Below are 21,952 nucleotides of genomic sequence, written 5' to 3'. Positions count from 1 at the left end.
CGGTCGCAAAAAAGGCGGCCGAAGCCGCCTGGGGATTGTGACGTGCCAGCAGGCCGCGTCACTTCTTGTCGCGCAGTTCGCGGCGCAGGATTTTGCCCACCGGGGTCTTGGGCAGCTCGGTGCGGAACTCGATCACCTTGGGCTGCTTGTAACCCGTGAGCTCGTGGCGGCAGAACTCCTTGACCTGCGCTTCGGTGAGCGCCGGGTCCTTCTTCACGATCACGAGCTTCACGGCTTCGCCCGTCTTTTCGTCGGGCACGCCCACCACGGCGCATTCGAGCACGCCAGGGCAGTTGGCCACCACTTCTTCGACCTCGTTGGGGTACACGTTGAAGCCGCTGACCAGCACCATGTCCTTCTTGCGGTCCACGATCTTGAAGAAGCCGCGCGCATCCATCACGCCGATGTCGCCCGACTTGAAGTAGCCGTCTTCGGTCATGACCTTGGCGGTTTCATCGGGGCGCTGCCAGTAGCCGGCCATCACCTGAGGGCCCTTGATGGCGATTTCGCCCGGCTCGCCCAGCGTGGTGACCTCGCGGCCCTCATCGTCCAGCAGCTTCATGGAGGTGCTGGGCAGCGGCACGCCGATGGTGCCGGTGTATTCGGTGCTGGTAGTGGGGTTGCAGCTGGCCGAAGGGCTGGTCTCCGACAGGCCATACCCTTCGCAGATGGGGCAACCCGTCTTTTCGAGCCAGAGCTTGGCCACAGCGCCCTGCACCGCCATGCCGCCGCCCACCGAGACCTTGAGGTTCTTCCAGTTGACGGTGTTGAAATCGGGGTGGTTGGCCAGGCCGTTGAACAGCGTGTTGACCGCCGGGAAGCTGTGGAAGGTGTGCTTGGACAGCTCCTTGAGCACCGCAGGCAGGTCGCGCGGGTTGGGGATCAGGATGGTCTTGCCGCCCGTGCGCATGCTCAGCATCATGTTCACCGTGAACGCGAAGATGTGGTACAGCGGCAGCGCGCAGATGCTGGTGGGCTGCTCGCCCGCCGGCACCTTCTTCATCACGGGCTCGTTCCAGGCCTCGGACTGCAGCACGTTGGCGATCACGTTGCGGTGCAACAGCACCGCGCCCTTGCTCACCCCCGTGGTGCCGCCGGTGTACTGCAGCAGCGCGATGTCGTCCGGCTTGATGTCGGGCTTCTTGAGGGTGCCGCGCGTGCCCTGGGCCACGGCGTCATTGAAGCGCACCGCACCCGGCAGGTTGTAGGCGGGCACCATCTTCTTGACGTTGCGCACCACGTAGTTGACCAAGGTCCCTTTGAGCAGACCGAGCTGGTCGCCCATGGCGCACAGCACCACGTGCTTGACGGGCGTGTGCGCGATGCACTGCTCCAGCGTGGTGGCAAAGTTCTCGATGATGACGATGGCCTTGGCGCCCGAATCCTTGAGCTGGTGCTCCAGCTCGCGCGGCGTGTACAGCGGGTTCACGTTGACGACCACGAACCCGGCACGCAGCACGGCCGCCACGGTCACAGGGTACTGGGGCACGTTGGGCATCATGATGGCCACGCGGTCGCCCTTGACCAGCCCCAGGCCCTGCAGGTAGGCAGCAAACGCACTGGAGAGCGAATCGGTCTGGGCGTAGGTCACGTCCTTGCCCATGAAGCTGTAGGCCACGCGGTTGGCGTACTTCTTGAACGCCTCGTCCATGAGCGCCACAAGGGAGCTGTACTGCGTGGTGTCGATGTCTGCGGGAACACCTTGTGGATAGGCGGCCAGCCACGGGCGGTCGGTCATTGGGATTGTCTCCTGGTAGGTTTTATGGGGGTCCTGCAAGCACGTCGATGTTTTTCAGCACGATCGTGCTTTTATTGTGGAGGAATTATGCCCGTCAGCTCTTGAGCGCGGTCAGTACCTCATCCAGCATTTTCTTGGCATCGCCAAACAGCATGCGGTTGTTGTCCTTGTAGAACAAGGGGTTGTCCACTCCGGCATAGCCCGAGGCCATCGAGCGCTTCATCACGATGGAGGTCTTGGCCTTCCACACTTCGAGCACCGGCATGCCAGCGATGGGGCTGGACGGATCGTCCAGCGCGCTGGGGTTCACGATGTCGTTGGCGCCAATGACCATGGCCACGTCGGCATCGGGGAAGTCCTCGTTGATCTCGTCCATCTCCATCACGATGTCGTAGGGCACCTTGGCCTCGGCCAGCAGCACGTTCATGTGGCCGGGCATGCGGCCTGCCACGGGGTGGATGGCAAAGCGCACATCCACGCCCTTCTCGCGCAAGGTCTTGGTGATCTCGTACACCGTGTGCTGCGCCTGGGCTACGGCCATGCCGTAACCGGGCACGATGATGACGCTCTTGGCGTCGCGCAGCAGCTCGGCCGTCTCAGCGGAGCTGACGGGTACGGCCTCGCCCTGAGGCTCGGCAGCTTCGCCCTTTTTGGCGGGCGTGCCCGCGCCCGAACCAAAGCCCCCCGCAATCACGCTGATGAAATTGCGGTTCATCGCATTGCACATGATGTAGGACAGGATGGCGCCCGAAGAACCCACGAGCGCGCCGGTCACGATGAGCAGGTCGTTGGACAGCATGAAGCCCGTGGCCGCCGCCGCCCAGCCCGAGTAGCTGTTGAGCATGGACACCACCACCGGCATGTCGGCACCACCAATGGCCATGACCATGTGGATACCGAACAGCAGCGCAATCACCGTCATCACCATGAGCGGCACCATGCCTTGCTCGACGGTCTCGGCGCGCAGGAACTCGCGGCCGAACCAGATCACGATCAGCAGCGCAGCCAGGTTGAGCCAGTGGCGGCCAGGCAGCAGCAGCGGCTTGCCGCCGATCTTGCCGTTGAGCTTGCCAAAGGCAATCAGCGAGCCGCTGAAGGTGACGGCACCAATCAGGATGCCCACATAAATCTCCACCTCGTGGATGATCTTCTCGGCACCCTGCAGCTGAATCGAGGTATCGACATAGCTGGCAAACCCCACCAGGCAAGCCGCAAGGCCCACCAGGCTGTGCATGAGCGCGACCAGTTCGGGCATCTGGGTCATCTTGACGACCTTGGCCGCATACAGGCCGATGCCGCCGCCAATGACCAGAGCGCCGACGATCCAGGCCACACCTGCAGGGCTCACGCGCGGGCCGAACACCGTGGCCAGCACGGCCAGCGCCATGCCGACCATGCCGAACAGGTTGCCCCGGCGCGAGGTTTCAGGGTTGGAGAGCCCACCCAGGCTCAGGATGAACAAAATGGCCGCGCCCAGGTAGGCCACGGTAGCGAGACTTTGGGACATGTTCTGTGCTCCTCGTTGTTCTTGTCGTTATCGGATTACTTGCGGAACATGGCGAGCATGCGGCGCGTGACCGCAAAGCCGCCGAACATGTTGATGGCCGTGAGCACCAAGGCCGCAAAGGCCAGCCACAGGATCAGACCGTCCGGGCGCCCGTTGATGCCCGCATCGGGCGGCGCAATCTGCACCAGCGCGCCGATGGCGATGATGCTGGAGATGGCGTTGGTCACGCTCATCAGCGGCGTGTGCAGCGCGGGTGTAACGTTCCACACCACCATGTAGCCGATGAAGCAGGCCAGCACGAACACCGTGAAGTGCCCCAGGAAGGCCACGGGCGCGTAGGCACCGATGGCCCAGAACAGCACAGCCAGCACGGAAAAAACGATGGTCAGCGTCTTGGCGGACATGGGTGCGCCTGTGCCGTGGCTCGATTTCTTCTCGGCCACCGGGGCTGCCGCCTTGGGCGCGGGTGCCGGCGCCTGCTTGAGCGGCGGCGCAGGCCAGGTGATCGAGCCTTCCTTGACCACAGTGAGGCCGCGGATCGCGTCGTCCTCCATGTTGACCACGGCCACGCCGTCCTTGGCCTTGCACAGCTCTTCCGTCAGGCGCAACAGGTTGGTGGCATACAGCGTGGACGACTGCTTGGCCAGGCGCGAGGCCAGGTCGGTGTAGCCGACGATGGTCACACCATGGCGCACCACGGCCTGGCCGGGCACGGTCAGCTCGCAGTTGCCACCTTGCTCGGCGGCCATGTCCACGATCACGCTGCCGGGCTTCATGCTCTGCACCATTTCAGCGGTGATGAGCTTGGGGGCAGGTTTACCCGGAATCAGTGCGGTGGTGATGATGATGTCAACGTCCCTGGCCTGCTCCGCATACATCTTGCGCTGTGCGGCCTGGAAGCCCTCGCTCATGACCTTGGCGTAGCCGCCGCCGCCCGAGCCTTCTTCCTCGTAGTCCACTTTGACGAACTCACCACCCAGCGACTTGACCTGGTCGGCCACCTCGGCGCGCGTGTCGTTGGCGCGCACGATGGCGCCCAGGTTGGCTGCCGTGCCGATGGCAGCAAGCCCCGCCACGCCAGCGCCTGCGATGAAGACCTTGGCCGGCGGCACCTTGCCCGCGGCAGTGATCTGGCCGTTGAAAAAGCGGCCGAAGGCATTGGCCGCCTCAATGACAGCGCGGTAGCCACTGACGCCTGCGGTGGAAGTGAGCGCGTCCATCTTCTGGGCGCGCGACAGTGTGCGCGGCAGGCAGTCGATGGCCAGCACCGTGGCCTTGCGGGCCGCCAGCTGCTGCATCAGTTCAGGGTTCTGGGCGGGCCAGATGAAGTCGATGAGCGTCGTGCCCTCGCGCATCAGCGCCACTTCATCGCTGCTGGGCGGGCGGACCTTGAAGACGATATCGGATGCAGCCCACAGCGAGGCAGCGTCGCCCACGATCTCGGCGCCCGCAGCGCGGTAGGCATCGTCACTGAAGTTGGCGGCATCCCCAGCCCCAGACTCCACCGCGACAGTGAAGCCCAGCTTGATCAGCTTCTCCACCACATCGGGCACGGTGGCCACGCGCTTTTCACCGGGAAAGGTTTCCCTTGGCACGCCGATACGCTGCGGCTGCGGGACGGGGCTTGTCTGCATCAGAGGTCTCCTCGAGTTTCGTAATCGTTATGCAAGGCCGCCAGGCAGGGGAGGACTGGCGCGCTAGGGTTTGGATGTGGGCGCAGGGAACGGGAAGGGCGGAATGGCCAGGTGGCCGTCCACCATGCCGGAGCTCAGGCGCACGGCCTGGGCCAGGTCATAGGCCCACTGCTGTGCGGGCCGGCCCGCCACCAGGAATTCTTCGTTATTGCGCGGACGGGAGCTCAACAACCGCTGATCGACCAGGGCATCCACCACCACCCATACACCCGCTTCAGTGACGTAACCATAGGCAACATGCGAATAGGGTGCTTTCAACGCGATCTGGCGGCTGGCCATCCATTGAACGAGGTCGGGCCGGTTCTTTTCAAGCCACTTGGGGCTGCTCGCCCAAAGCTTGAAGCGCAGGCAATCGGCCCGCACAGGGCTGCCATCGGCAGAATCCTTCACCATGACGTCCTGTTGTGCCGGGCAATACCCCACCCCTTGCGGAGACCCACGCAGGTCGCTGGTGCGGTTGGTCTGCACGCGCAGCGCAGCCAGCCATTCGCCTTGCGCACCACGCAGCCCCACGTCACGTGTTTGAAGTGAGGTACGGCCTCCGGAACCCGCAACGGCTTCCTCCGAAGTGCCCAGGTCCTGCCAGGCCCCCGGCGGCAGTACAAGGCGGGCACGCCCGACTGGATATTCGGACTTGGGAGGAACGGTCAGGGGCGCGCACGCCACCGTGAACACCGTCACAGCCAACACAGGCAACAGCCGCCGGAACTTTGAAATGGTCAGAGTCATAGAGAAAGGTTCATACGAATTCGCCTTCAATCATCCCACGGCACCCAAGTCCGTCCCTCGACGGCTTCTGCCATGCAACAACCAGCTCGGTGTAGCTGGTGAAAAATGTGTTGAAAGCGCCCTGGTATCGGACACTTCTTGCGGCGCTGCCGGTGGGCAAGCTGACCGCGAGCTTACATGAAGAAAATCTTGTCGCTGTCGCCTTTGTCTGCAGTAGAGGGAACTCCCCAGTCTCCCTCCGGAAACAGGCAAAAAAAAGCCTGGCAGCACAAAGCAGCCAGGCTGGGCAGCGGCCCCGCAGGGCCTGGTGCCAACGATCAGTTCACCACTTGCGCCAGCGCACCCGAGGCGTACTGGGCCGCCACAGCCTGCAGGCTCAGGCCCTTGATCTTGCTGCCCTGGCCTTCGCAGCCGAACTCCAGGTAGCGCTGCTTGCAGACCTGCTTGGCCGCTTCGCGGGCGGGCTTGAGCCATTCGCGGGCGTCGAACTTGTCGGGGTTCTCAAACAGGAACTTGCGCACCGCGCCCGTCATGGCCAGGCGAATGTCGGTGTCGATGTTGATCTTGCGCACGCCGTGCTTGATGGCTTCCTGGATTTCCTCGACGGGCACGCCGTAGGTTTCCTTCATCTTGCCGCCGTACTGGTTGATGATGGCCAGCAGTTCGGCAGGCACCGACGAGGAGCCATGCATCACCAGGTGGGTGTTGGGGATGCGCTGGTGGATTTCCTTCACGCGGCTGATGGCCAGGATGTCGCCCGTGGGCTTGCGGCTGAACTTGTAGGCGCCATGGCTGGTGCCGATGGCGATGGCCAGGGCGTCCAGCTGGGTGGCCTTCACAAACACGGCGGCTTCTTCGGGATCGGTCAGCATCTGGCTGTGGTCGAGCTTGCCGACGGCACCAATGCCGTCTTCTTCGCCCGCGTCCCCGGTTTCGAGGTTGCCCAGGCAGCCCAGTTCGCCTTCGACCGTAACGCCCACCTTGTGCGCCATGTCCACCACCTTGCGCGTCACTTCAACGTTGTAGTCGAAGGACGAAGGGGTCTTGCCGTCTTCCATCAGCGAGCCGTCCATCATCACCGAGCCAAAGCCCAGGTCGATGGCACCCTGGCAAATCTTGGGCGAGGTGCCGTGGTCCTGGTGCATCACCAGCGGGATGTGGGGGAAGGCCTCGACCGCCGCCTGGATCAGGTGCTTGATGAAGGGCTCGCCCGCGTACTTGCGTGCGCCAGCGCTGGCCTGCAGGATGACGGGAGCGCCCACTTCGTCCGCAGCAGCCATCACGGCTTGCACCTGCTCCAGGTTGTTGACGTTGAAGGCAGGGATGCCATAGCTGTTGGCAGCGGCATGGTCGAGCAGTTCGCGCATCGAAACGAGGGGCATGGTCGTGGGGTCCGTGGTGGGTTGAAGAAGGAGGGCGCGAGGCGCTGTAGCACCTGGCAACGCGGCGGTAACCGCTTGGTAACTCGTAATTTTAACCGGGGGCCGATACGGGCGGCGATGGCAAATCCAACCGGTAGCAGGTGGTAAACGGCGCCGGTGCAGGTGCTGCGCCAAAGTGCCCCCCATGGATGTCCGCCACCCGGCGCAGGATTTCATGCCCCAGATGCAGGCTGTCCACCGGCACCGCTGCTGTGCGACCCGCCGCGCTCCCCACCTGGTGGCGTGCCCCGTCGTCACACACCTGCAGCCACGCGCCAACAGCTTCGGCGGAGCCCAGCTGGACCGCAATCTGCGTGCCTTCGGGCGTGTGCTTGAGCGCGTTTTCCACCAGATTACGCACTGCGATGTCCAGCAACACCGCATGGCCGGGCACGGTGAGCGCGGGCGGGGCCGACAGGGCCAGGTCGTCGCCGCGTTTCCACGCCGCCTGGGCATAGTCGGCGCACACCGACCGCGCCAGTGCGCTCAGGTCCACGGGCGCCTTGGCTTCGTGCAGCTCGGCCCGGCTGGCGCGGGCCAGGGCCAGCAGCTGGTTGAGAACGTGACCCGCACGCAGAGCATCCTGGCCGATGCGCGCCAGCGACTGGGCCCGGGCCTCTTCCGTCAGCTCCCCCGCGAGGGCGCTGGCCTGCAGCGCGATGGAGGACAGCGGGGTGCGCAATTCGTGGGCCACCTCATTGGCCAGGCGGCGCTCGCGCACCATGGCGACCTGCTGGCGGTCCAGCAAGGTGTTGATCGATGCCACGACCGACTCGAACTCGTTCCAGGCATGGCGCGAGGCCAGGCGCTGGGCATTGGTGGGATCCAGCGCCGCCACGTCGGCCGACAGCGCATACAACGGCCGCAAGCCCCGCCACAGCGCGAGCCCCAGGGCCAGAGACACCACAGGCAGCAACCACAGACCAGGCTCGATGAGCTGTCCGGCAATGTCATCCGCCAGCTCGTCCCGCTCGCGCAGCTCCAGCATCACCATGATCTTGCGGGTGCGCTCCGCATCCCATTGCGAGAAGCTGCGCCAGGCCACCTTGTCCAGGCCCAGCGTGAGGTCGGCAAACCCCTCGGCATCGCTGAAAGGCGGCTCGGGCACCGAACCCGTGAGGGATAGCACCCGCCCCTGCGCATCCCACTGCACCACGCTGATGGTCTGCTGGTAATCGTGCGATTTGAGCCAGGGCGTGGGGGTGCGCTCGGTACGCTGCGGGCCTTGCATCGCCTCGGTGGCCCGCAGGTTGAGCAGCAGCGCGGCCACGCTGGCCAGGTGCCCGTCGGTCAGCTCGTCGGCCTCGTGCACACCGGTCTGGTAGCCAATGAAGACGAAGCTGCCCCAGACAATGGCCAGTGCCCCCAGCGACCATAGCAACAGTTGCCGGGTCAGCGATGGGCGACGCGCTGGCGCCGGGCGAGGAGCGGTGGGTGCGTTCACGCCGGTTTCTCCTGCGGCATGAAATAACCCACCCCGCGCATGGTCTGGATACAGGCACTGCCCAGCTTGCGGCGCAGGTGGTGGATGTGGACCTCGACCGCATTGCTCTCCACAGCGGCATCCCAGCTGTACAGGCGTTCCTCGATCTGCTGGCGCGACAGCACCCGGCCCCGCGCCTCCAGCAGCACCAACAACACGGAAAACTCGCGCGGAGACATTTCCACGGGTTTGCCTTGCTGGCGCACCGTGCGGGTCGCTGGATCCAGCTCGATATCGCCCAGACGGATGGTGGGCGACGTCCGTCCCGCCGCGCGCCGCAGTAGCGCCCGCAAACGCGCGTCCAACTCATCCACATCAAAGGGTTTGGTCAAGTAGTCATCTGCGCCCTGGTCCAGCCCAGCGATGCGCTGGTGCACCTGGTCACGCGCCGTGACGATGAGGACCGGCGTAGCGGGGTCCGGCAGAGCTGCCGATGCAGCCCCGGTGGCGGGCGGGCTCAGGCGCAGACGCCGTAGCAGTTCGCTACCGTCACCGTCCACCAACCCCAGGTCCAGCAGCACAGCGTCAAAACGCTCGGCGCGCAGGGCACTCCAGGCACTGGCGACGCCGTCACTGACATCCACCGCATAGCCGCGTTGCTGCAGATTGCTGCGCAGGCCACTGGCTATGCCCGCATCGTCTTCGACCACGAGTATTCGCATGCAGGCATTGTCGCAGCCCATCGGACAGGGGCGGGACAAGGGCGGCACCGGCTTTAAGACGGCGTTAAGTACGCCCGCCTATCTTCCGGCACATGCAGCCTTCGCCCGTCGCGCCGTCCACCGCGCCCATCACACCCCACGCCCCCTCTCACCGCCACACGCTGCTTTTCTGGACCCTGGGCGCTCTGGCCTGTGTGGTGGCCTGGGATGCCGCAGGGCAGGACTTGGCGTTTGCGCAGGTGTTTGGATCGTCCAACGGGTTTCCGATGCGGGACCAGTGGTTTTTCGTACAGGTGCTGCATGAAGGCGCCCGCCGTCTGGGCTGGCTGCTGGTGCTCCTGCTGGCGCTGAGCGTGTGGTGGCCACGCGGCTTTCTGCGCAAGCTGGACGCCAGCGAGCGCCTGCAGATGGCCGTGAGCGCCCTGCTCTCGCTGGCCGTGGTCAGCATCACCAAGAACCTCAGCGCCACCAGTTGCCCGTGGGACCTCGCACAATTTGGCGGCGTGGCGCGCCATGTGTCGCACTGGGCGCTGGGTGTGCTCGATGGCGGTAGCGGTCGCTGTTTTCCGGCGGGCCATGCGTCGGCGGGATTCGCCTTTTTGGGAGGCTACTTCGCATTGCGCCACAAGCTACCGTCGGCCGCACGCTGGTGGTTGGCGGGTGCGTTGCTGGCGGGGTTCGTCTTGGGTGCGGCCCAGCAGGTACGGGGCGCCCATTTCATGAGCCACACACTGTGGACGGGCTGGCTGTGCTGGGTCACCGGCTGGCTTTGCGACCTGGCGGCCACGGCTCTGCGTCCACGCTTCCCGCATTTCGCCAGCACCACCACGCCACCGGACAGCTCCCATGCTTGAACTCGATCTGGCCCTGTTTCAGGCCCTCAATGCCGACGCCGCGACCTTGCCTGCCGTGGTGGCGGTGGCACGGTGGGTGTCACAGCAACTACCCACCGCCATGGGCGGCCTGCTGCTCGGCAGCTTTGTGCTGGGCAACGCAGCGCAGCGGCGCGCCCTGGTGCTGGCGCTCGCGTCCATGGCCCTGGCGTGGGTAGGAGTACAGCTGTTGCGACTGGCGGTGCCGGCGCCGCGGCCTGCGCAGCTGGGCATTGGCGTCCAGTGGATCGAGCACGCAGCGCGCGCAGGCTTTCCCAGCATGCATGTGGCAGGCGCCGCCGCGCTGGCGGCGAGTCTTGCCCTGCGGCCGGTTCGCGGGCTGACCTGGCTGGCCGCGGCGGTCACAGCCGCCATGGTCTGGAGCCGCGTCTGCCTGGGAGTGCACTTCCCGTCTGATGTGCTGGCGGGCCTGGTCACCGGGGGGCTGGCAGCGGCGGCCATCCACGCACTGGCCGCGCGCGCACCGCGCTGGCAAGCAGCCCTGGAGCACAAGTCGCCACAAGGCAACGCGCACTGACCGCCGCCCAGCGCCGCCGGACTCCCGCCCGGGACGCTGACCCGCAGCGGTGAGGGAGCAACCCTTCGATCGGTCAGCTGGCCACGCAGATCTTCAGCATGTTCGTGCCGCCGGGTGCGCCCATGGGCTCACCGCAGGTGATGGCGTACACATCCCCCTTTTGCACGATGTTGCGGCTCTTGAGGTGGCGCTCGGCCTGATCCAGCGCAGTGTCGCGGTCAGCACTGGTGTCCATCAGCAAAGGGCGCACGTTGCGGTACATGGCCATCTTGCGTTGCGTGGCCACCTTGGGGGTGAGCGCATAGATGGGGATGCGGATGCTGTGCCGGCTCATCCACAAGGCAGTAGCGCCACTGTCGGTCATGGCGACGATGGCCTTGGCGCCCAGGTGGTGGGCGGTGAACAGCGCGCCCATGGCGATGGACTGGTCGATGCGGCCAAAGGTCTGGCCGGTGAAGTCGGCATCGAGCTGGTGGTCTTCCGCCGCTTCGGCCGCGGCGCAGATGGTGGCCATCTCTTCCACGGTCTCGAGCGGGTAGCGGCCTGCGGCCGTCTCGGCACTCAGCATCACGGCGTCGGTGCCATCCAGCACGGCGTTGGCCACGTCACTCACCTCGGCGCGCGTGGGCACGGGATTGGTGATCATGCTTTCCATCATCTGCGTGGCGGTGATCACGACCTTGTCCAGCTCGCGCGCCATGCGAATCATCTTCTTTTGCAGCGCGGGCACGGCCGCGTTACCCACTTCCACGGCCAGGTCGCCACGCGCCACCATGATGCCGTCGGAGACACGCAGGATGGCCTCCAGGTGCGGGATGGCCTCGGCGCGCTCGATCTTGGCGATCAGGCCTGGCTTGTGGCGGTACTCGGAAGCAGCCACATTGCACAGCTGGCGCGCCATTTCCATGTCGGTCGCGTTCTTGGGAAAGCTCACGGCCACGTAGTCGGCCTGAAAGCTCATCGCCGTGCGGATGTCTTCCATGTCCTTGGCTGTCAAGGCCGGTGCCGTGAGTCCGCCGCCCTTCTTGTTGATGCCCTTGTTGTTCGACAGCTCGCCGCCCACCTTGACGGTGGTGTGTACTTCTTCGCCCCGCACCGCATCCACGGTGAGCACGATCAGGCCATCGTTGAGCAGCAACAGGTCGCCCGCCTTCACGTCGCGCGGCAGCTCCTTGTAGTCCAGCCCCACGCCTTCGATGTCGCCCAGCTCGGTGCGCGAGGCGTCGAGCACGAATTTGGCACCCGATTCCAGCTGCACCTTGCCTTCGGCAAACTTGCCCACACGGATCTTGGGCCCCTGCAGGTCGGCCATGATGGCCACCTCGCGGCCTGCGCGCTGGGCAGCGGCACGCACGGTGGCGGCGCGATCGATGTGGTCCTGCGCCTTGCCGTGGCTGAAGTTCAGCCGCACCACGTTCACCCCCGCTCGGATCATCGCCTCCAGCAGCGCCGGATCGCTCGATGCAGGACCCAGGGTGGCAACAATCTTGGTGGCGCGGCGGGTAGGCATGGACATGTCTCTTTTCTCTCTGTCGTTGGGGATGTAATCGAGTTTCAATTCTCACACGAAGCGGTTACATGCGAGTTACCCCGTGCAGCGGCACCGTGACTCGGCCTCTCAGAGCAGCGGAGATGACAGCAGATGCGCCAGCACATGCGCAATGACCGCGGCCTCCAGGCCGTGGCGCGCATAGAGCCAGCCCGCCACCAGACCAAAGGCCGTGTTGCCCACCAGCACGAACGCCACCACATGCACGGTCAACACCCCGGCCAGCGCCTGCGCGGCAGGCAGATGCCCCACGGCAAACAACACAGCGCTGAGCAACACCGCCGCAGCCACCAGCCCCTTGCCTGGCCGCCCCTGACCACGCTGCAGCAGGCGCCAGCCCAGCCACAGCAGCAGGGTCATCACGCCCCAGCGCACCAGCAGCTCTTCGGTGATGCCGCCATACAGCAACTTGACCGCCAATGGCATGGCACTGGCAGGATCGGAGGGCTGCAGCGCCGTGGGCGCCAGCCGAGACAGCACCCATAGCCACGCAGTGCCCGCCACCCCACCGCAGACTCCGGGCAGGAGTTGGGCCCGCAGCGCGGGCCCTGCGGGCCGGCCGGCCAGCCAGGACGACATGGCCGGCGCCTGCAGGCCCACACGAGGCGCCAGCCAGACCCCGAGCGCCACGGCCAGCGCCAGGAGCACCGCCGTCTGCAACCCGCTGAGCACCAGCACGACCCCTGGTGGCAGCGGCAGCAGGGCTGCGTTGGCCTTCAGGGTGGGCAGCAGCGCCCAGACCACCGCCACCACGCCGGGCATGCCCAGCAGCCACAGTGCACCGCCCAGCCGCCACTTGCCGGGTTGCGCCGGAGCGCGCGCCGCGCCTGCCCCCGCAGTGTTGTCCACGGCCATGGTTTTGCCCACGCTCAGGCGCGCATCAGCGCTTCGATTTCGTCGGCTTTCACCGGGACACCGCGCGTAATCAGCTCACAACCCGTCTCGGTGACGATGGCATCGTCTTCGATGCGGATGCCGATGTTGTGGAACTGCTCGGGCACGCCGTCGGCGGGGCGCACGTAGATGCCGGGCTCGATGGTCAGCACCATGCCGGGCCGCAGGATGCGGCTGGGGCGATTGGTGATCGTTTCGCCCGAGAGCGGGTCTTTGCGTTCGCTGGTCTGACCCACCTCGCCGGGCTCCACATAGCTGCCGCAGTCGTGCACATCCATGCCCAGCCAGTGGCTGGTGCGGTGCATGTAGAACTGGAAGTAGGCGCGCTTGTCGATCACGTCCTGTGCGGTGCCCACCTTGTTCTTGTCGAGCAGGCCCAGGTCCAGCATGCCCTGCGCCAGCACGGCCACCGTGGCGTCGTGCGGGTCGTTGAAGCGTGCACCTGCCTTGGTGGCCGTCACGGCCGCATCCTGGCTGGCCAGCACCAGGTCGTACAGCGCACGTTGCGGGCCCGTGAATTTTCCGTTGGCGGGGAAGGTGCGGGTGATGTCGCTGGCGTAGCTGTCCAGCTCGCAGCCCGCGTCGATCAGCACCAGCTCGCCATCGCGCACCAGTGCGGCATCGGCCCGGTAGTGCAGCACGCAGGCGTTGGCACCGGCGGCCACGATGGAGCTGTAGGCCGGGTACTGCGAGCCCGCATCGCGGAACGCATGCAGCAGTTCGGCATCCAGGTGGTATTCGCGCACATCCTCCCCGGCGCGTAGCATGCGGGCCGAGCGCTGCATGGCGCGGATGTGGGCCTGCGCGCTGATGGCGCTGGCGCGGCGCATGATGTCCTGCTCGTGGGTGTCCTTGAACAGGCGCATCTCGTCGAGCAGCGTGCACAGGTCGTTCTGTTCTGCGGGGCAGATGGCGCCATAGCGCACACGGCCGCGCACCACGTTGAGCCAGCCCTCCACCCGGGCGGCCAAGCCGCTGTGCGTGGCAAACGGGTACCAGACGCAGGCCGTGTTTTCGAGCAGGCGTGGCAGTTTGCTGTCCAGTTCGGCCATCGAATGCGCGGCATCCACACCCAAGGCCGCAGGCGCAGCGGTCGGGCCCAGGCGGTAGCCGTCCCAGATCTCACGCTCCAGGTCCTTGGGCTGACAGAACAGCGTGCTGCGGCCATCGTGCGCCAGCACTAGGCAGGCGCCAGGCTCGGTAAAGCCTGTCAGGTAGTAGAAGTAGCTGTCGTGGCGGAACAGAAAGTCGCTGTCCCGGTTGCGCGGACGCTCCAGTGCCGTAGGAATGATGGCAATGCCCCCGGGGCCCAACTGGGCAGCGAGGTGCGCGCGGCGCTGGGCATAGACAGAGGCAGGCACGGTGGTGTTCATGGCGCGTCGTGAGAATAGGAATTGAGTTCGGCCAGCCGCTCTGGCGTGCCCACATCGGTCCAGCGGCCGGTGTAGAGCTGCGCACTGACGCGGCCATTGTCCATTGCACGGCGAAGCAGCGGCGCCAGCGGGGCTTTGATGCCGCTGGGGTTTCCGGGCGGAATGTCGCACCACGGCGCTGCAAACAGCTCGGCGCGCAACAGGGCGATGGTGCTATAGGTGTAACGCGGTGCGGGGTCGTCGGCGGGCAGGTTGAGCGCCAGCCCGTCTGCCGACAAGCCAAAGTCGCCACGCGGGTTATGCGCCGGATTGGGCACCAGCCACAGGTGGGCCAAATGATCGCTGGCCTCGAAGGCCGCTACCGCTGCGCTGTCGAACACGAAATCGGGCGCAAACACATCGCCTGCGGCCAGCCAGAACACCGGGCCGAGCTGCGGCAATGCACGGGCGATACCGCCAGCGGTTTCCAGCGCGCCGCCAAAGTCCACCCCTTCGTGGGAGTATGAAATTGATAGCTGCTCAGGCATATTTTTCCAGCGCTTGGAGGCAAAAATGCTAGAAAAATACCCGCTGATCTGTTCGCCCAGCCATGCGGTGTTGATCACCGCCCGCTCCACACCTGCGTCCAGCAAAGCCTGCAGGTGCCACTGCAGCAGTGGCTGGCCCTGCACCTGCAGCAGCGGCTTGGGCATGCTGTCGGTCAGCGGGCGCATGCGCTCGCCACGGCCTGCGGCCAGAAGCAGGGCAGGCACCTGATGGCGGGCGGCACTCATGCCGCCACCCCGCTCACAGAGCCCCGCTGGAGCGCATGGCGCTCCACGGTGGTGGGGTCGAACAAGGCCAGCAGGGCTTCCATCAGCGCACGCGCCTTGGCCGAATGGTCGGCGCCGAAATTGCACACATACACATCCAGCGTCACGCCGCGCTGCTCGGGCCACGTGTGCACGCACAGGTGCGACTCGGCCAGCAACACCGTGGCAGTCACCCCGCCGGGGCCATGCTCGGTGGCAGGAAATTCATGGAACAACTGCCCCACAGGCTGGAGCCCAGCGGCGCGCACCGCTTCGGTACAGGCGCGACCCAGGGCGGTAGCGTCCAGCAGCCATGCGGAGGCGCAACGGCAGCCATGGAGATCGGCGGTGAGATGCAGTCCTTGCATGGGCCGCACTGTAGTGCATTGCCACCGGGCTTCCTGCTGGCAGCCTGCGAATTCAGGTGAGCGCAAGCCACCTCGGTAAAATGCCGGGTTTCCCCCGACTCACCCACCCTGAACTCTCCCCCCATGGCCAACACCCAGCAATCCCAACAGATGGCAAATGCGATCCGCGCATTGGCCATGGACGCCGTTCAACAAGCCAACTCCGGCCACCCCGGCGCCCCCATGGGCATGGCCGACATGGCCGTGGCGCTGTGGAGCCGCCACCTCAAGCACAACCCCACCAACCCCCAGTGGTTTGACCGCGACCGGTTTGTGCTGTCCAACGGCCACGGCTCGATGCTGCTGTACGCGCTGCTGCACCTCACGGGCTACGACCTGCCGATTGGCGAGCTGAAGAACTTCCGCCAGCTGCACAGCAAGACGCCCGGCCACCCCGAAGTGGGCTACACCGCTGGCGTCGAGACCACCACCGGCCCGCTGGGCCAGGGCATCACCAATGCCGTGGGCTTTGCGCTGGCTGAAAAGCTGCTGGCCGCCGAGTTCAACCGCGAAGGCCATGCCGTGGTGGACCACCACACCTACGCCTTCCTGGGCGATGGCTGCCTGATGGAAGGTATCAGCCACGAAGCCGTGTCTCTGGCAGGCGCCTGGAAGCTCAACAAGCTGATCGCCCTGTACGACGACAACGGCATCAGCATCGACGGCCAGGTCGCTCCCTGGTTTGCCGACAACACCCCCCTGCGTTTTGTGGCCAGCGGCTGGAACGTGATCGGCCCCATCGACGGCCACGATGCTGACAAGGTGGCCGCCGCCATCGAAGAAGCCAAGAAGCAGACCGAGCGCCCCACCCTGATCGTGTGCAAGACGCACATCGGCAAGGGCAGCCCCAACCGCGCCAACACCGCCAAGGCCCACGGCGAGCCCTTGGGCGCCGAAGAAATCGCGCTGACCCGCGAAGCCCTGGGCTGGGCCAGCGAACCCTTCGTGATCCCCGAAGACGTCTACGCCAGCTGGGACTCCAAGGCCAAGGGCCAAATCGCTGAAGCCGCCTGGAACGACCGCTTTGCCGCCTATAGCAATGCATTCCCCGAGCTGGCTGCCGAGCTGACGCGCCGCATGAACGGCGACCTGCCCGCCAACTTTGCCCAGGTGGCCGTGGACACCGTGGTGGCCGCCCATACCAAGGGCGAAACCGTGGCCAGCCGCAAGGCCAGCCAGCTGGCGCTGGAAGCCTTCACCGCCGCCCTGCCCGAACTGCTGGGCGGTAGCGCCGACCTGACCGGCTCCAACCTCACCAACACCAAGAGCACGCCCAACCTGCGCTTTGACATGCAGGGCAACGTGGTCAAGACCGAAGCCGCGAATGGCGACAAGGTCGGTGGCCGCCACATCAACTACGGTGTGCGCGAGTTCGGCATGGCCGCCATCATGAACGGCGTGGCACTGCACGGCGGCTTCATCCCCTACGGCGGCACCTTCCTCACGTTCAGCGACTACAGCCGCAACGCCATCCGCATGGCAGCGCTGATGAAGCAGCGCGTGATCCACGTGTTCACGCACGACTCCATCGGCCTGGGCGAAGACGGCCCCACGCACCAGTCCATCGAGCACGTGGCCAGCCTGCGCCTGATCCCGAACCTGGATGTGTGGCGCCCTGCCGACACGGCCGAAACCGCCGTGGCCTGGAGCGTAGCCCTGTCCAACCGCAACAAGCCCACCGTGCTGGCCCTGTCGCGCCAGAACCTGCCCTACGCGCCCAAGCGCGACCTGGGCGACATCTCGCGCGGCGCCTATGTGCTGTCAGAACCCTCCGACGTGGGCATCAAGAAGAAGCCCGTGGCCGTGATCATCGCCACCGGGTCTGAAGTACAACTAGCCCTCAAGGCCCAGCGCCTGCTGGCCGACAAGAAGATCGGCGTGCGCGTGGTCTCCATGCCCAGCACCACCACCTTTGACCGCGAAGATGCCAAGTACAAGAGCAGTGTGCTGCCTGCGGGCGTGCCGCGCGTGGCCGTGGAAATGGGCGTGACCGACGGCTGGTGGAAGTACGGCTGCGCCGCCGTGGTGGGCATCGACACCTACGGTGAATCGGCCCCCGCGCCTGTGCTGTTCAAGCACTTCGGCTTCACCGAAGAGAACGTGGCCGACGCAGTGCTGGTGGCCATCGGCGCGGCCCGTCTGAAGCCCGCCAAGAAGGCCCGTTAAAACGCCCTTTGCCCGCTGCGCACCGCTGCCAGCGGGCGCGCGGCGGCCAATTCATGATTTCGACTTTGCAACTTTGAAGAGGCTCCCTATGACGATCAAGATTGGTATCAACGGCTTCGGCCGCATCGGCCGCAACGTGCTGCGCTCGGCCATCCAGAACTTCAGCGACATCGAAGTCGTGGGCATCAACGACCTGCTGGAGCCCGAGTACCTCGCGTACATGCTGCAGTACGACTCGGTGCACGGCCGCTTCGACGGCACCGTGGCCGTGGAAGGCAACACCCTGATCGTCAACGGCAAGAAGATCCGCCTGACGCAAGAGCGCGACCCCGCCAACCTGAAGTGGAACGAAGTCGGCGCCGACGTGGTGATCGAATCCACCGGCCTGTTTCTGGACAAGGTCACCGCGCAGAAGCACCTGGACGCTGGCGCCAAAAAGGTCATCCTGTCGGCTCCGTCGAAAGACGACACCCCGATGTTCGTGTTCGGCGTGAACCACGACACGTACGCGGGCCAGGCCATCATCTCCAACGCATCGTGCACCACCAACTGCCTGGCCCCCGTGGCCAAGGTGCTGAACGACAAGTGGGGCATCAAGCGCGGCCTGATGACCACCGTGCACGCCGCCACCGCCACGCAAAAGACCGTGGACGGCCCTTCGAACAAGGACTGGCGCGGCGGCCGTGGCATTCTGGAAAACATCATCCCCTCCAGCACTGGCGCTGCCAAGGCCGTGGGCGTGGTGATCCCTGCGCTGAACAAGAAGCTGACCGGCATGTCCTTCCGCGTGCCCACCTCCGACGTGTCGGTGGTGGACCTGACGGTGGAGCTGGACAAGGCTGCCACCTACGAAGAAATCAAGGCCGAAATGAAGGCCCAGTCCGAAGGCGCCCTGAAGGGCGTACTGGGTTACACCGAAGACAAGGTGGTGGCCACCGACTTCCGTGGCGATACCCGCACGTCCATCTTTGACGCTGACGCCGGCATCGCGCTGGACGGCACCTTCGTGAAGGTCGTGAGCTGGTACGACAACGAATGGGGCTACTCGAACAAGTGCCTGGAAATGGTGCGCGTGGTCGCCAAGTAAGCTTTTTTGAGAAGTTGAAAAAGCGCTAGAAGCAACTACCCTGTTCAAGCCGGTCGCCTGCAAAGGCTGCCGGCTTTTTTTCGTCTGCGCGTTTGTGGTGGCTTGCCCCGCCTCAGAGCATGGCAGCGGCAGGTGCCTGCGGCGGCGCACTGGCAATGTGCACCGTGCAGGTAGGAAACGCAAATTCCACGCCCATGGCTTTGAACTCGCGCAGCAGCCCAAGGTTGATGGACTGCTGCAGGTCCATATAGAGGTTGTAGGCCGGGTCTTCGACGATGTAGACCACCTCATAGTCCAGCGAGTTGGTGCCCAGCGCCTTGAAATGTGCACGGTCAAAGCGCAGCTCCGGGTGTGCCTCGATGAGGTTGCGCACAACGCCTGGAATGGCCTCGGCCTGCTCGGGGGTGGTGCCATAGGCTACGCCAAAGGTGAACACGATGCGCCGCCGCTCTAGCATGCGGAAGTTGCTGATGGTCTGCTTGAGCAGGTCGGTGTTGGACATCACGATCTGCTCGCCCTGCAGACTGCGGATGCGCGTGGTCTTGAGACCAATCACCTGCACGGTGCCCGACACATTGCCCACCACGATGAAGTCGCCCACCTCGAAAGGCTTGTCCACCGCAATCGCTAGCGATGCGAACAGGTCGCCCAAAATGTTCTGTACCGCCAACGCCACGGCAATACCGCCCACCCCCAGGCTGGCGATGAAGGCCGTGATGTTCACCCCCACGTTGGACAAGATGGCCAGCAGCACCACGCTCCACAGCAGCGTGCGCAGCCCCCACGACATCAGCGTGGCCGAGGCGCTGACCTGCGTCATGCCGCTGGACGAGTGCCGCTCCACATAGCGGCGTACGCCAATGCCAATCGCGCGCATGCCCCACAGCCCCATCTGCAGCGCCACGGCGACAAACCACAGCTGGCTCAGACGGCTCTCCCAGCGGCCCGGCAGGTCGAGCAGGCTTGCGCCCACCAGCAGTGCCACAACCAGCATCAGTGTGCGGCTCGTGCCTTCCAGCACATCCACCAGGGTCAGTGCCATGCCGCTGTGTGACTGCGTGGCCCACACTTTGGCGCGGCGGGTCAGCAGGTGCAGCACCACAAGGATGGCTGCGTAGGTGGCCACAGCCGCCGCCAGGGCCACACACAGGCTCCATAGCGGCACGCCCGCAAAGGTGGTCTCCTGGACCCAGGTAAAAAAGGTGGATGGCGGCATGCAGTAACTCTCCTCTTCGTTGTGTTGCGGTGATGAAGCAGGCGTGCGCAGCGCCCGCGCAGGTGCCCGGCCATGGGACGTGGCGTACGGGTGAAGGGCACCCGCAACAACACGCTGCGTGCGCGCGCTGTCATTGATCGAGACCCGGGGGAGATGAGAGTTCCCGAACGCAACAAGCCACTCTGCTTCAAGCAAATGGAGAGCGCCTTGTTTGCAAGTGTTCGTAAGACATGCCCCACAGCAATACAGAGGCAGGGCCTACGCCTGCTTGCCGGGCGTGCCCCAACAATGCATCAACACCAGAACCCCCTGGTGGCCCGCCCGCTACGTCGGCACGGCCTACCCAACCACCTCCAGAGGAGTCCACCACACCATGCATTCATCCGCATTGATCCGTACCGCCACAGCGGCACTCGCACTGGGCGCACTGACCGCCTGTTCTTCCACCCCGGCGCCCACCGAACAGATGGCGGTCACCCGAACCACTGTCAACCGCGTGGCGGCTGCCCCGGCTGTGGCCACCAGCGCCCCCGTGCAGTTGCAACAAGCACGCGAGAAGCTGATGCAGGCCGAAAAAGCGATGGCAGAAAAGGACTATGTGGCAGCGCGCCGCCTGGCCGCTGAGGCCGAGGTAGATGCCCGTGTCGCTGAAACCCGCGCAGACGCGGCGAGCAATGCCGCCAACCTCGCCCAAGTGCAAGACGGTATCCGCGCACTGCAAGAAGAAATCAACCGCCGATCGCCCCGCTGAGCCAGCGCCAACCATGGGGCCACCGCGCCCCCTGGCTTCGCCTCAGGCACCACACCGTTGAGGCCCCGCGATTGCCCCATCCCATTTCAAGGAACACCTGACCATGCACCGCATTTTTCATCGCACCACCGCCCTGTGCACCAGCCTGATTGCCGTTGGCCTGCTGGCCGCGTGTGCAAGCACCACGCCATCGCCTGCACTGGAAGAGGCTCGCACCGCAGTGGGCACTGCGGCCGGAGACCCCACTGTGAACCAGTACGCGCAGCTCGAACTGAAGCAGGCCACCGATGCGCTCGCCCAGGCCGACCGCGTGTGGGCGGACGACCACGATACATCCGAGACCAACCACCTGGCGTACATCGCCCGTCAACGCGCCGAGATCGCCACCAACGCAGCCCGCGCACGCCAGCTCGATGCCAACATCCAACAGGCCGGCAGCGAAGCCGACCGCATCCGTCTGCAGGCCCGCACCCAAGAGGCTGACGCGGCCCGCCTGCGCGCCCAGCAAGCCCAGCAGCAGGCGATGAGCGCCGAGCAACGCGCCGCACAACAGCAGGCGCAAGCCACCGCTGCCATGGCCCAGGCCAATGCAGCACAAGACCGCGTGCGCGCACTCGAAGCGCAATTGCGCGAACTCGAAGCCCAGCAGACCGAACGCGGCTTACTGGTGACCTTGGGCGATGTGCTGTTTGCCTTCAACAAGGCCGAGCTCTCGGCCCAGGCCGGCCCGCGCCTGGACAAGCTGGCGAACTTTCTCAAACAGTTCCCGGACCGCAAGCTGCTGATCGAGGGCTACACCGACAGCGTGGGTGGCGACAGCTACAACCAGGACCTGTCAGACCGCCGCGCACAGTCCGTGCGCGATGCGTTGGTGCAGCGCGGCGTGGACAGCAGCCGCATCGCCGCACGCGGCTACGGCAAGGCTCACCCGGTGGCTGACAACGCGTCGCCCGAAGGCCGCGCCATGAACCGCCGTGTGGAGATCGTGATTGCCGATGACAAGGGCAATTTGCGAGGCCGTTGAGGCTCCACAAAAAGCCCCACCGTCAAGCCGTATTGAAACTGCAGTGAACC

19 protein-coding genes are annotated in these 21,952 nt (G+C 65.4%); 6 read left to right on the top strand and 13 right to left on the bottom strand.

Annotation, left to right across the window (positions count from 1 at the left end; all coding sequences use genetic code 11):
• Nucleotides 1-58 precede the first annotated feature (58 nt).
• The 7 genes from ATF69_RS09215 to ATF69_RS09185 all read right to left on the bottom strand — a co-directional run bounded on the left by ATF69_RS09215 (nucleotide 59) and on the right by ATF69_RS09185 (nucleotide 9,234).
• Entirely contained in the window at nucleotides 59-1,738 is a 1,680-nt protein-coding gene (locus tag ATF69_RS09215; RefSeq protein WP_056068036.1) for a long-chain-fatty-acid--CoA ligase, read from the bottom strand.
• Between the two features lie 94 nt (nucleotides 1,739-1,832).
• Nucleotides 1,833-3,245: a Re/Si-specific NAD(P)(+) transhydrogenase subunit beta gene (pntB, locus tag ATF69_RS09210; protein ID WP_099731870.1), complete on the bottom strand. Its 1,413-nt coding sequence runs from the start codon at nucleotides 3,243-3,245 to the stop codon at nucleotides 1,833-1,835.
• A gap of 35 nt (nucleotides 3,246-3,280) precedes the next feature.
• The gene (locus ATF69_RS09205; protein WP_146870680.1) at nucleotides 3,281-4,879 is read right to left on the bottom strand and encodes a Re/Si-specific NAD(P)(+) transhydrogenase subunit alpha; all 1,599 of its coding nucleotides are present in this window, start codon (nucleotides 4,877-4,879) and stop codon (nucleotides 3,281-3,283) included.
• Nucleotides 4,880-4,942: 63 nt separating this feature from the next.
• Nucleotides 4,943-5,668, bottom strand: a complete 726-nt coding sequence (locus ATF69_RS09200; protein ID WP_056743039.1) for a hypothetical protein — start codon at nucleotides 5,666-5,668, stop codon at nucleotides 4,943-4,945.
• A gap of 317 nt (nucleotides 5,669-5,985) precedes the next feature.
• Nucleotides 5,986-7,050, bottom strand: coding sequence for a class II fructose-bisphosphate aldolase (gene fba / locus ATF69_RS09195; RefSeq protein ID WP_099731867.1), 1,065 nt, complete (start codon nucleotides 7,048-7,050; stop codon nucleotides 5,986-5,988).
• Between the two features lie 91 nt (nucleotides 7,051-7,141).
• Nucleotides 7,142-8,533 (bottom strand): histidine kinase dimerization/phospho-acceptor domain-containing protein, encoded by a 1,392-nt coding sequence (locus ATF69_RS09190; protein ID WP_146870679.1) that lies wholly within the window; start codon nucleotides 8,531-8,533, stop codon nucleotides 7,142-7,144.
• Nucleotides 8,530-9,234 (bottom strand): response regulator, encoded by a 705-nt coding sequence (locus ATF69_RS09185; RefSeq protein WP_056743258.1) that lies wholly within the window; start codon nucleotides 9,232-9,234, stop codon nucleotides 8,530-8,532. The genes ATF69_RS09190 and ATF69_RS09185 overlap by 4 nt, the downstream gene beginning before the upstream one ends.
• 92 nt (nucleotides 9,235-9,326) lie before the next feature.
• On the opposite strand from ATF69_RS09185, the gene ATF69_RS09180 reads away from it, so the two are divergent.
• The gene (locus tag ATF69_RS09180) at nucleotides 9,327-10,088 is read left to right on the top strand and encodes a phosphatase PAP2 family protein (protein WP_082564866.1); all 762 of its coding nucleotides are present in this window, start codon (nucleotides 9,327-9,329) and stop codon (nucleotides 10,086-10,088) included.
• Nucleotides 10,081-10,644: a phosphatase PAP2 family protein gene (locus ATF69_RS09175; RefSeq protein ID WP_146870678.1), complete on the top strand. Its 564-nt coding sequence runs from the start codon at nucleotides 10,081-10,083 to the stop codon at nucleotides 10,642-10,644. Before ATF69_RS09180 ends, ATF69_RS09175 begins: the two co-directional genes overlap by 8 nt.
• Nucleotides 10,645-10,717: 73 nt before the next feature.
• Here ATF69_RS09175 and pyk read toward each other — a convergent pair whose 3' ends face one another.
• The 5 genes from pyk to speD form a co-directional block, all read right to left on the bottom strand.
• A complete protein-coding gene (gene pyk / locus ATF69_RS09170) occupies nucleotides 10,718-12,154 on the bottom strand; it encodes a pyruvate kinase (RefSeq protein ID WP_056743254.1) in 1,437 nt (478 codons plus the stop codon).
• Between the two features lie 108 nt (nucleotides 12,155-12,262).
• Nucleotides 12,263-13,060: a CPBP family intramembrane glutamic endopeptidase gene (locus ATF69_RS09165; protein WP_244303682.1), complete on the bottom strand. Its 798-nt coding sequence runs from the start codon at nucleotides 13,058-13,060 to the stop codon at nucleotides 12,263-12,265.
• 2 nt (nucleotides 13,061-13,062) lie between these two features.
• Entirely contained in the window at nucleotides 13,063-14,460 is a 1,398-nt protein-coding gene (locus ATF69_RS09160; protein WP_146870676.1) for an aminopeptidase P N-terminal domain-containing protein, read from the bottom strand.
• Nucleotides 14,457-15,233: a nucleotidyltransferase family protein gene (locus ATF69_RS09155; RefSeq protein ID WP_146870675.1), complete on the bottom strand. Its 777-nt coding sequence runs from the start codon at nucleotides 15,231-15,233 to the stop codon at nucleotides 14,457-14,459. The genes ATF69_RS09160 and ATF69_RS09155 overlap by 4 nt, the downstream gene beginning before the upstream one ends.
• Nucleotides 15,230-15,619, bottom strand: a complete 390-nt coding sequence (speD, locus tag ATF69_RS09150) for an adenosylmethionine decarboxylase (RefSeq protein ID WP_056068022.1) — start codon at nucleotides 15,617-15,619, stop codon at nucleotides 15,230-15,232. The genes ATF69_RS09155 and speD overlap by 4 nt, the downstream gene beginning before the upstream one ends.
• Nucleotides 15,620-15,742: 123 nt before the next feature.
• On the opposite strand from speD, the gene tkt reads away from it, so the two are divergent.
• Both tkt and gap read left to right on the top strand, forming a co-directional pair.
• The gene (tkt, locus tag ATF69_RS09145) at nucleotides 15,743-17,824 is read left to right on the top strand and encodes a transketolase (RefSeq protein WP_146870674.1); all 2,082 of its coding nucleotides are present in this window, start codon (nucleotides 15,743-15,745) and stop codon (nucleotides 17,822-17,824) included.
• A gap of 88 nt (nucleotides 17,825-17,912) precedes the next feature.
• A complete protein-coding gene (gene gap, locus ATF69_RS09140) occupies nucleotides 17,913-18,911 on the top strand; it encodes a type I glyceraldehyde-3-phosphate dehydrogenase (protein ID WP_056068017.1) in 999 nt (332 codons plus the stop codon).
• Between the two features lie 112 nt (nucleotides 18,912-19,023).
• On the opposite strand, the gene ATF69_RS09135 is transcribed toward gap, so the two are convergent.
• Nucleotides 19,024-20,127 (bottom strand): mechanosensitive ion channel family protein, encoded by a 1,104-nt coding sequence (locus ATF69_RS09135; RefSeq protein ID WP_146870673.1) that lies wholly within the window; start codon nucleotides 20,125-20,127, stop codon nucleotides 19,024-19,026.
• Between the two features lie 373 nt (nucleotides 20,128-20,500).
• On the opposite strand from ATF69_RS09135, the gene ATF69_RS09130 reads away from it, so the two are divergent.
• Nucleotides 20,501-20,878: a DUF4398 domain-containing protein gene (locus tag ATF69_RS09130; RefSeq protein WP_146870672.1), complete on the top strand. Its 378-nt coding sequence runs from the start codon at nucleotides 20,501-20,503 to the stop codon at nucleotides 20,876-20,878.
• 103 nt (nucleotides 20,879-20,981) lie between these two features.
• A complete protein-coding gene (locus ATF69_RS09125; protein WP_146870671.1) occupies nucleotides 20,982-21,902 on the top strand; it encodes an OmpA family protein in 921 nt (306 codons plus the stop codon).
• Nucleotides 21,903-21,952 lie beyond the last annotated feature (50 nt).

This window comes from Acidovorax delafieldii (genome assembly GCF_007993815.1).
GTDB lineage: Bacteria > Pseudomonadota > Gammaproteobacteria > Burkholderiales > Burkholderiaceae_C > Acidovorax > Acidovorax delafieldii.
Note: the sequence above shows the minus strand (reverse complement) of the source record. Positions and strands in the feature narration are given on the sequence as shown.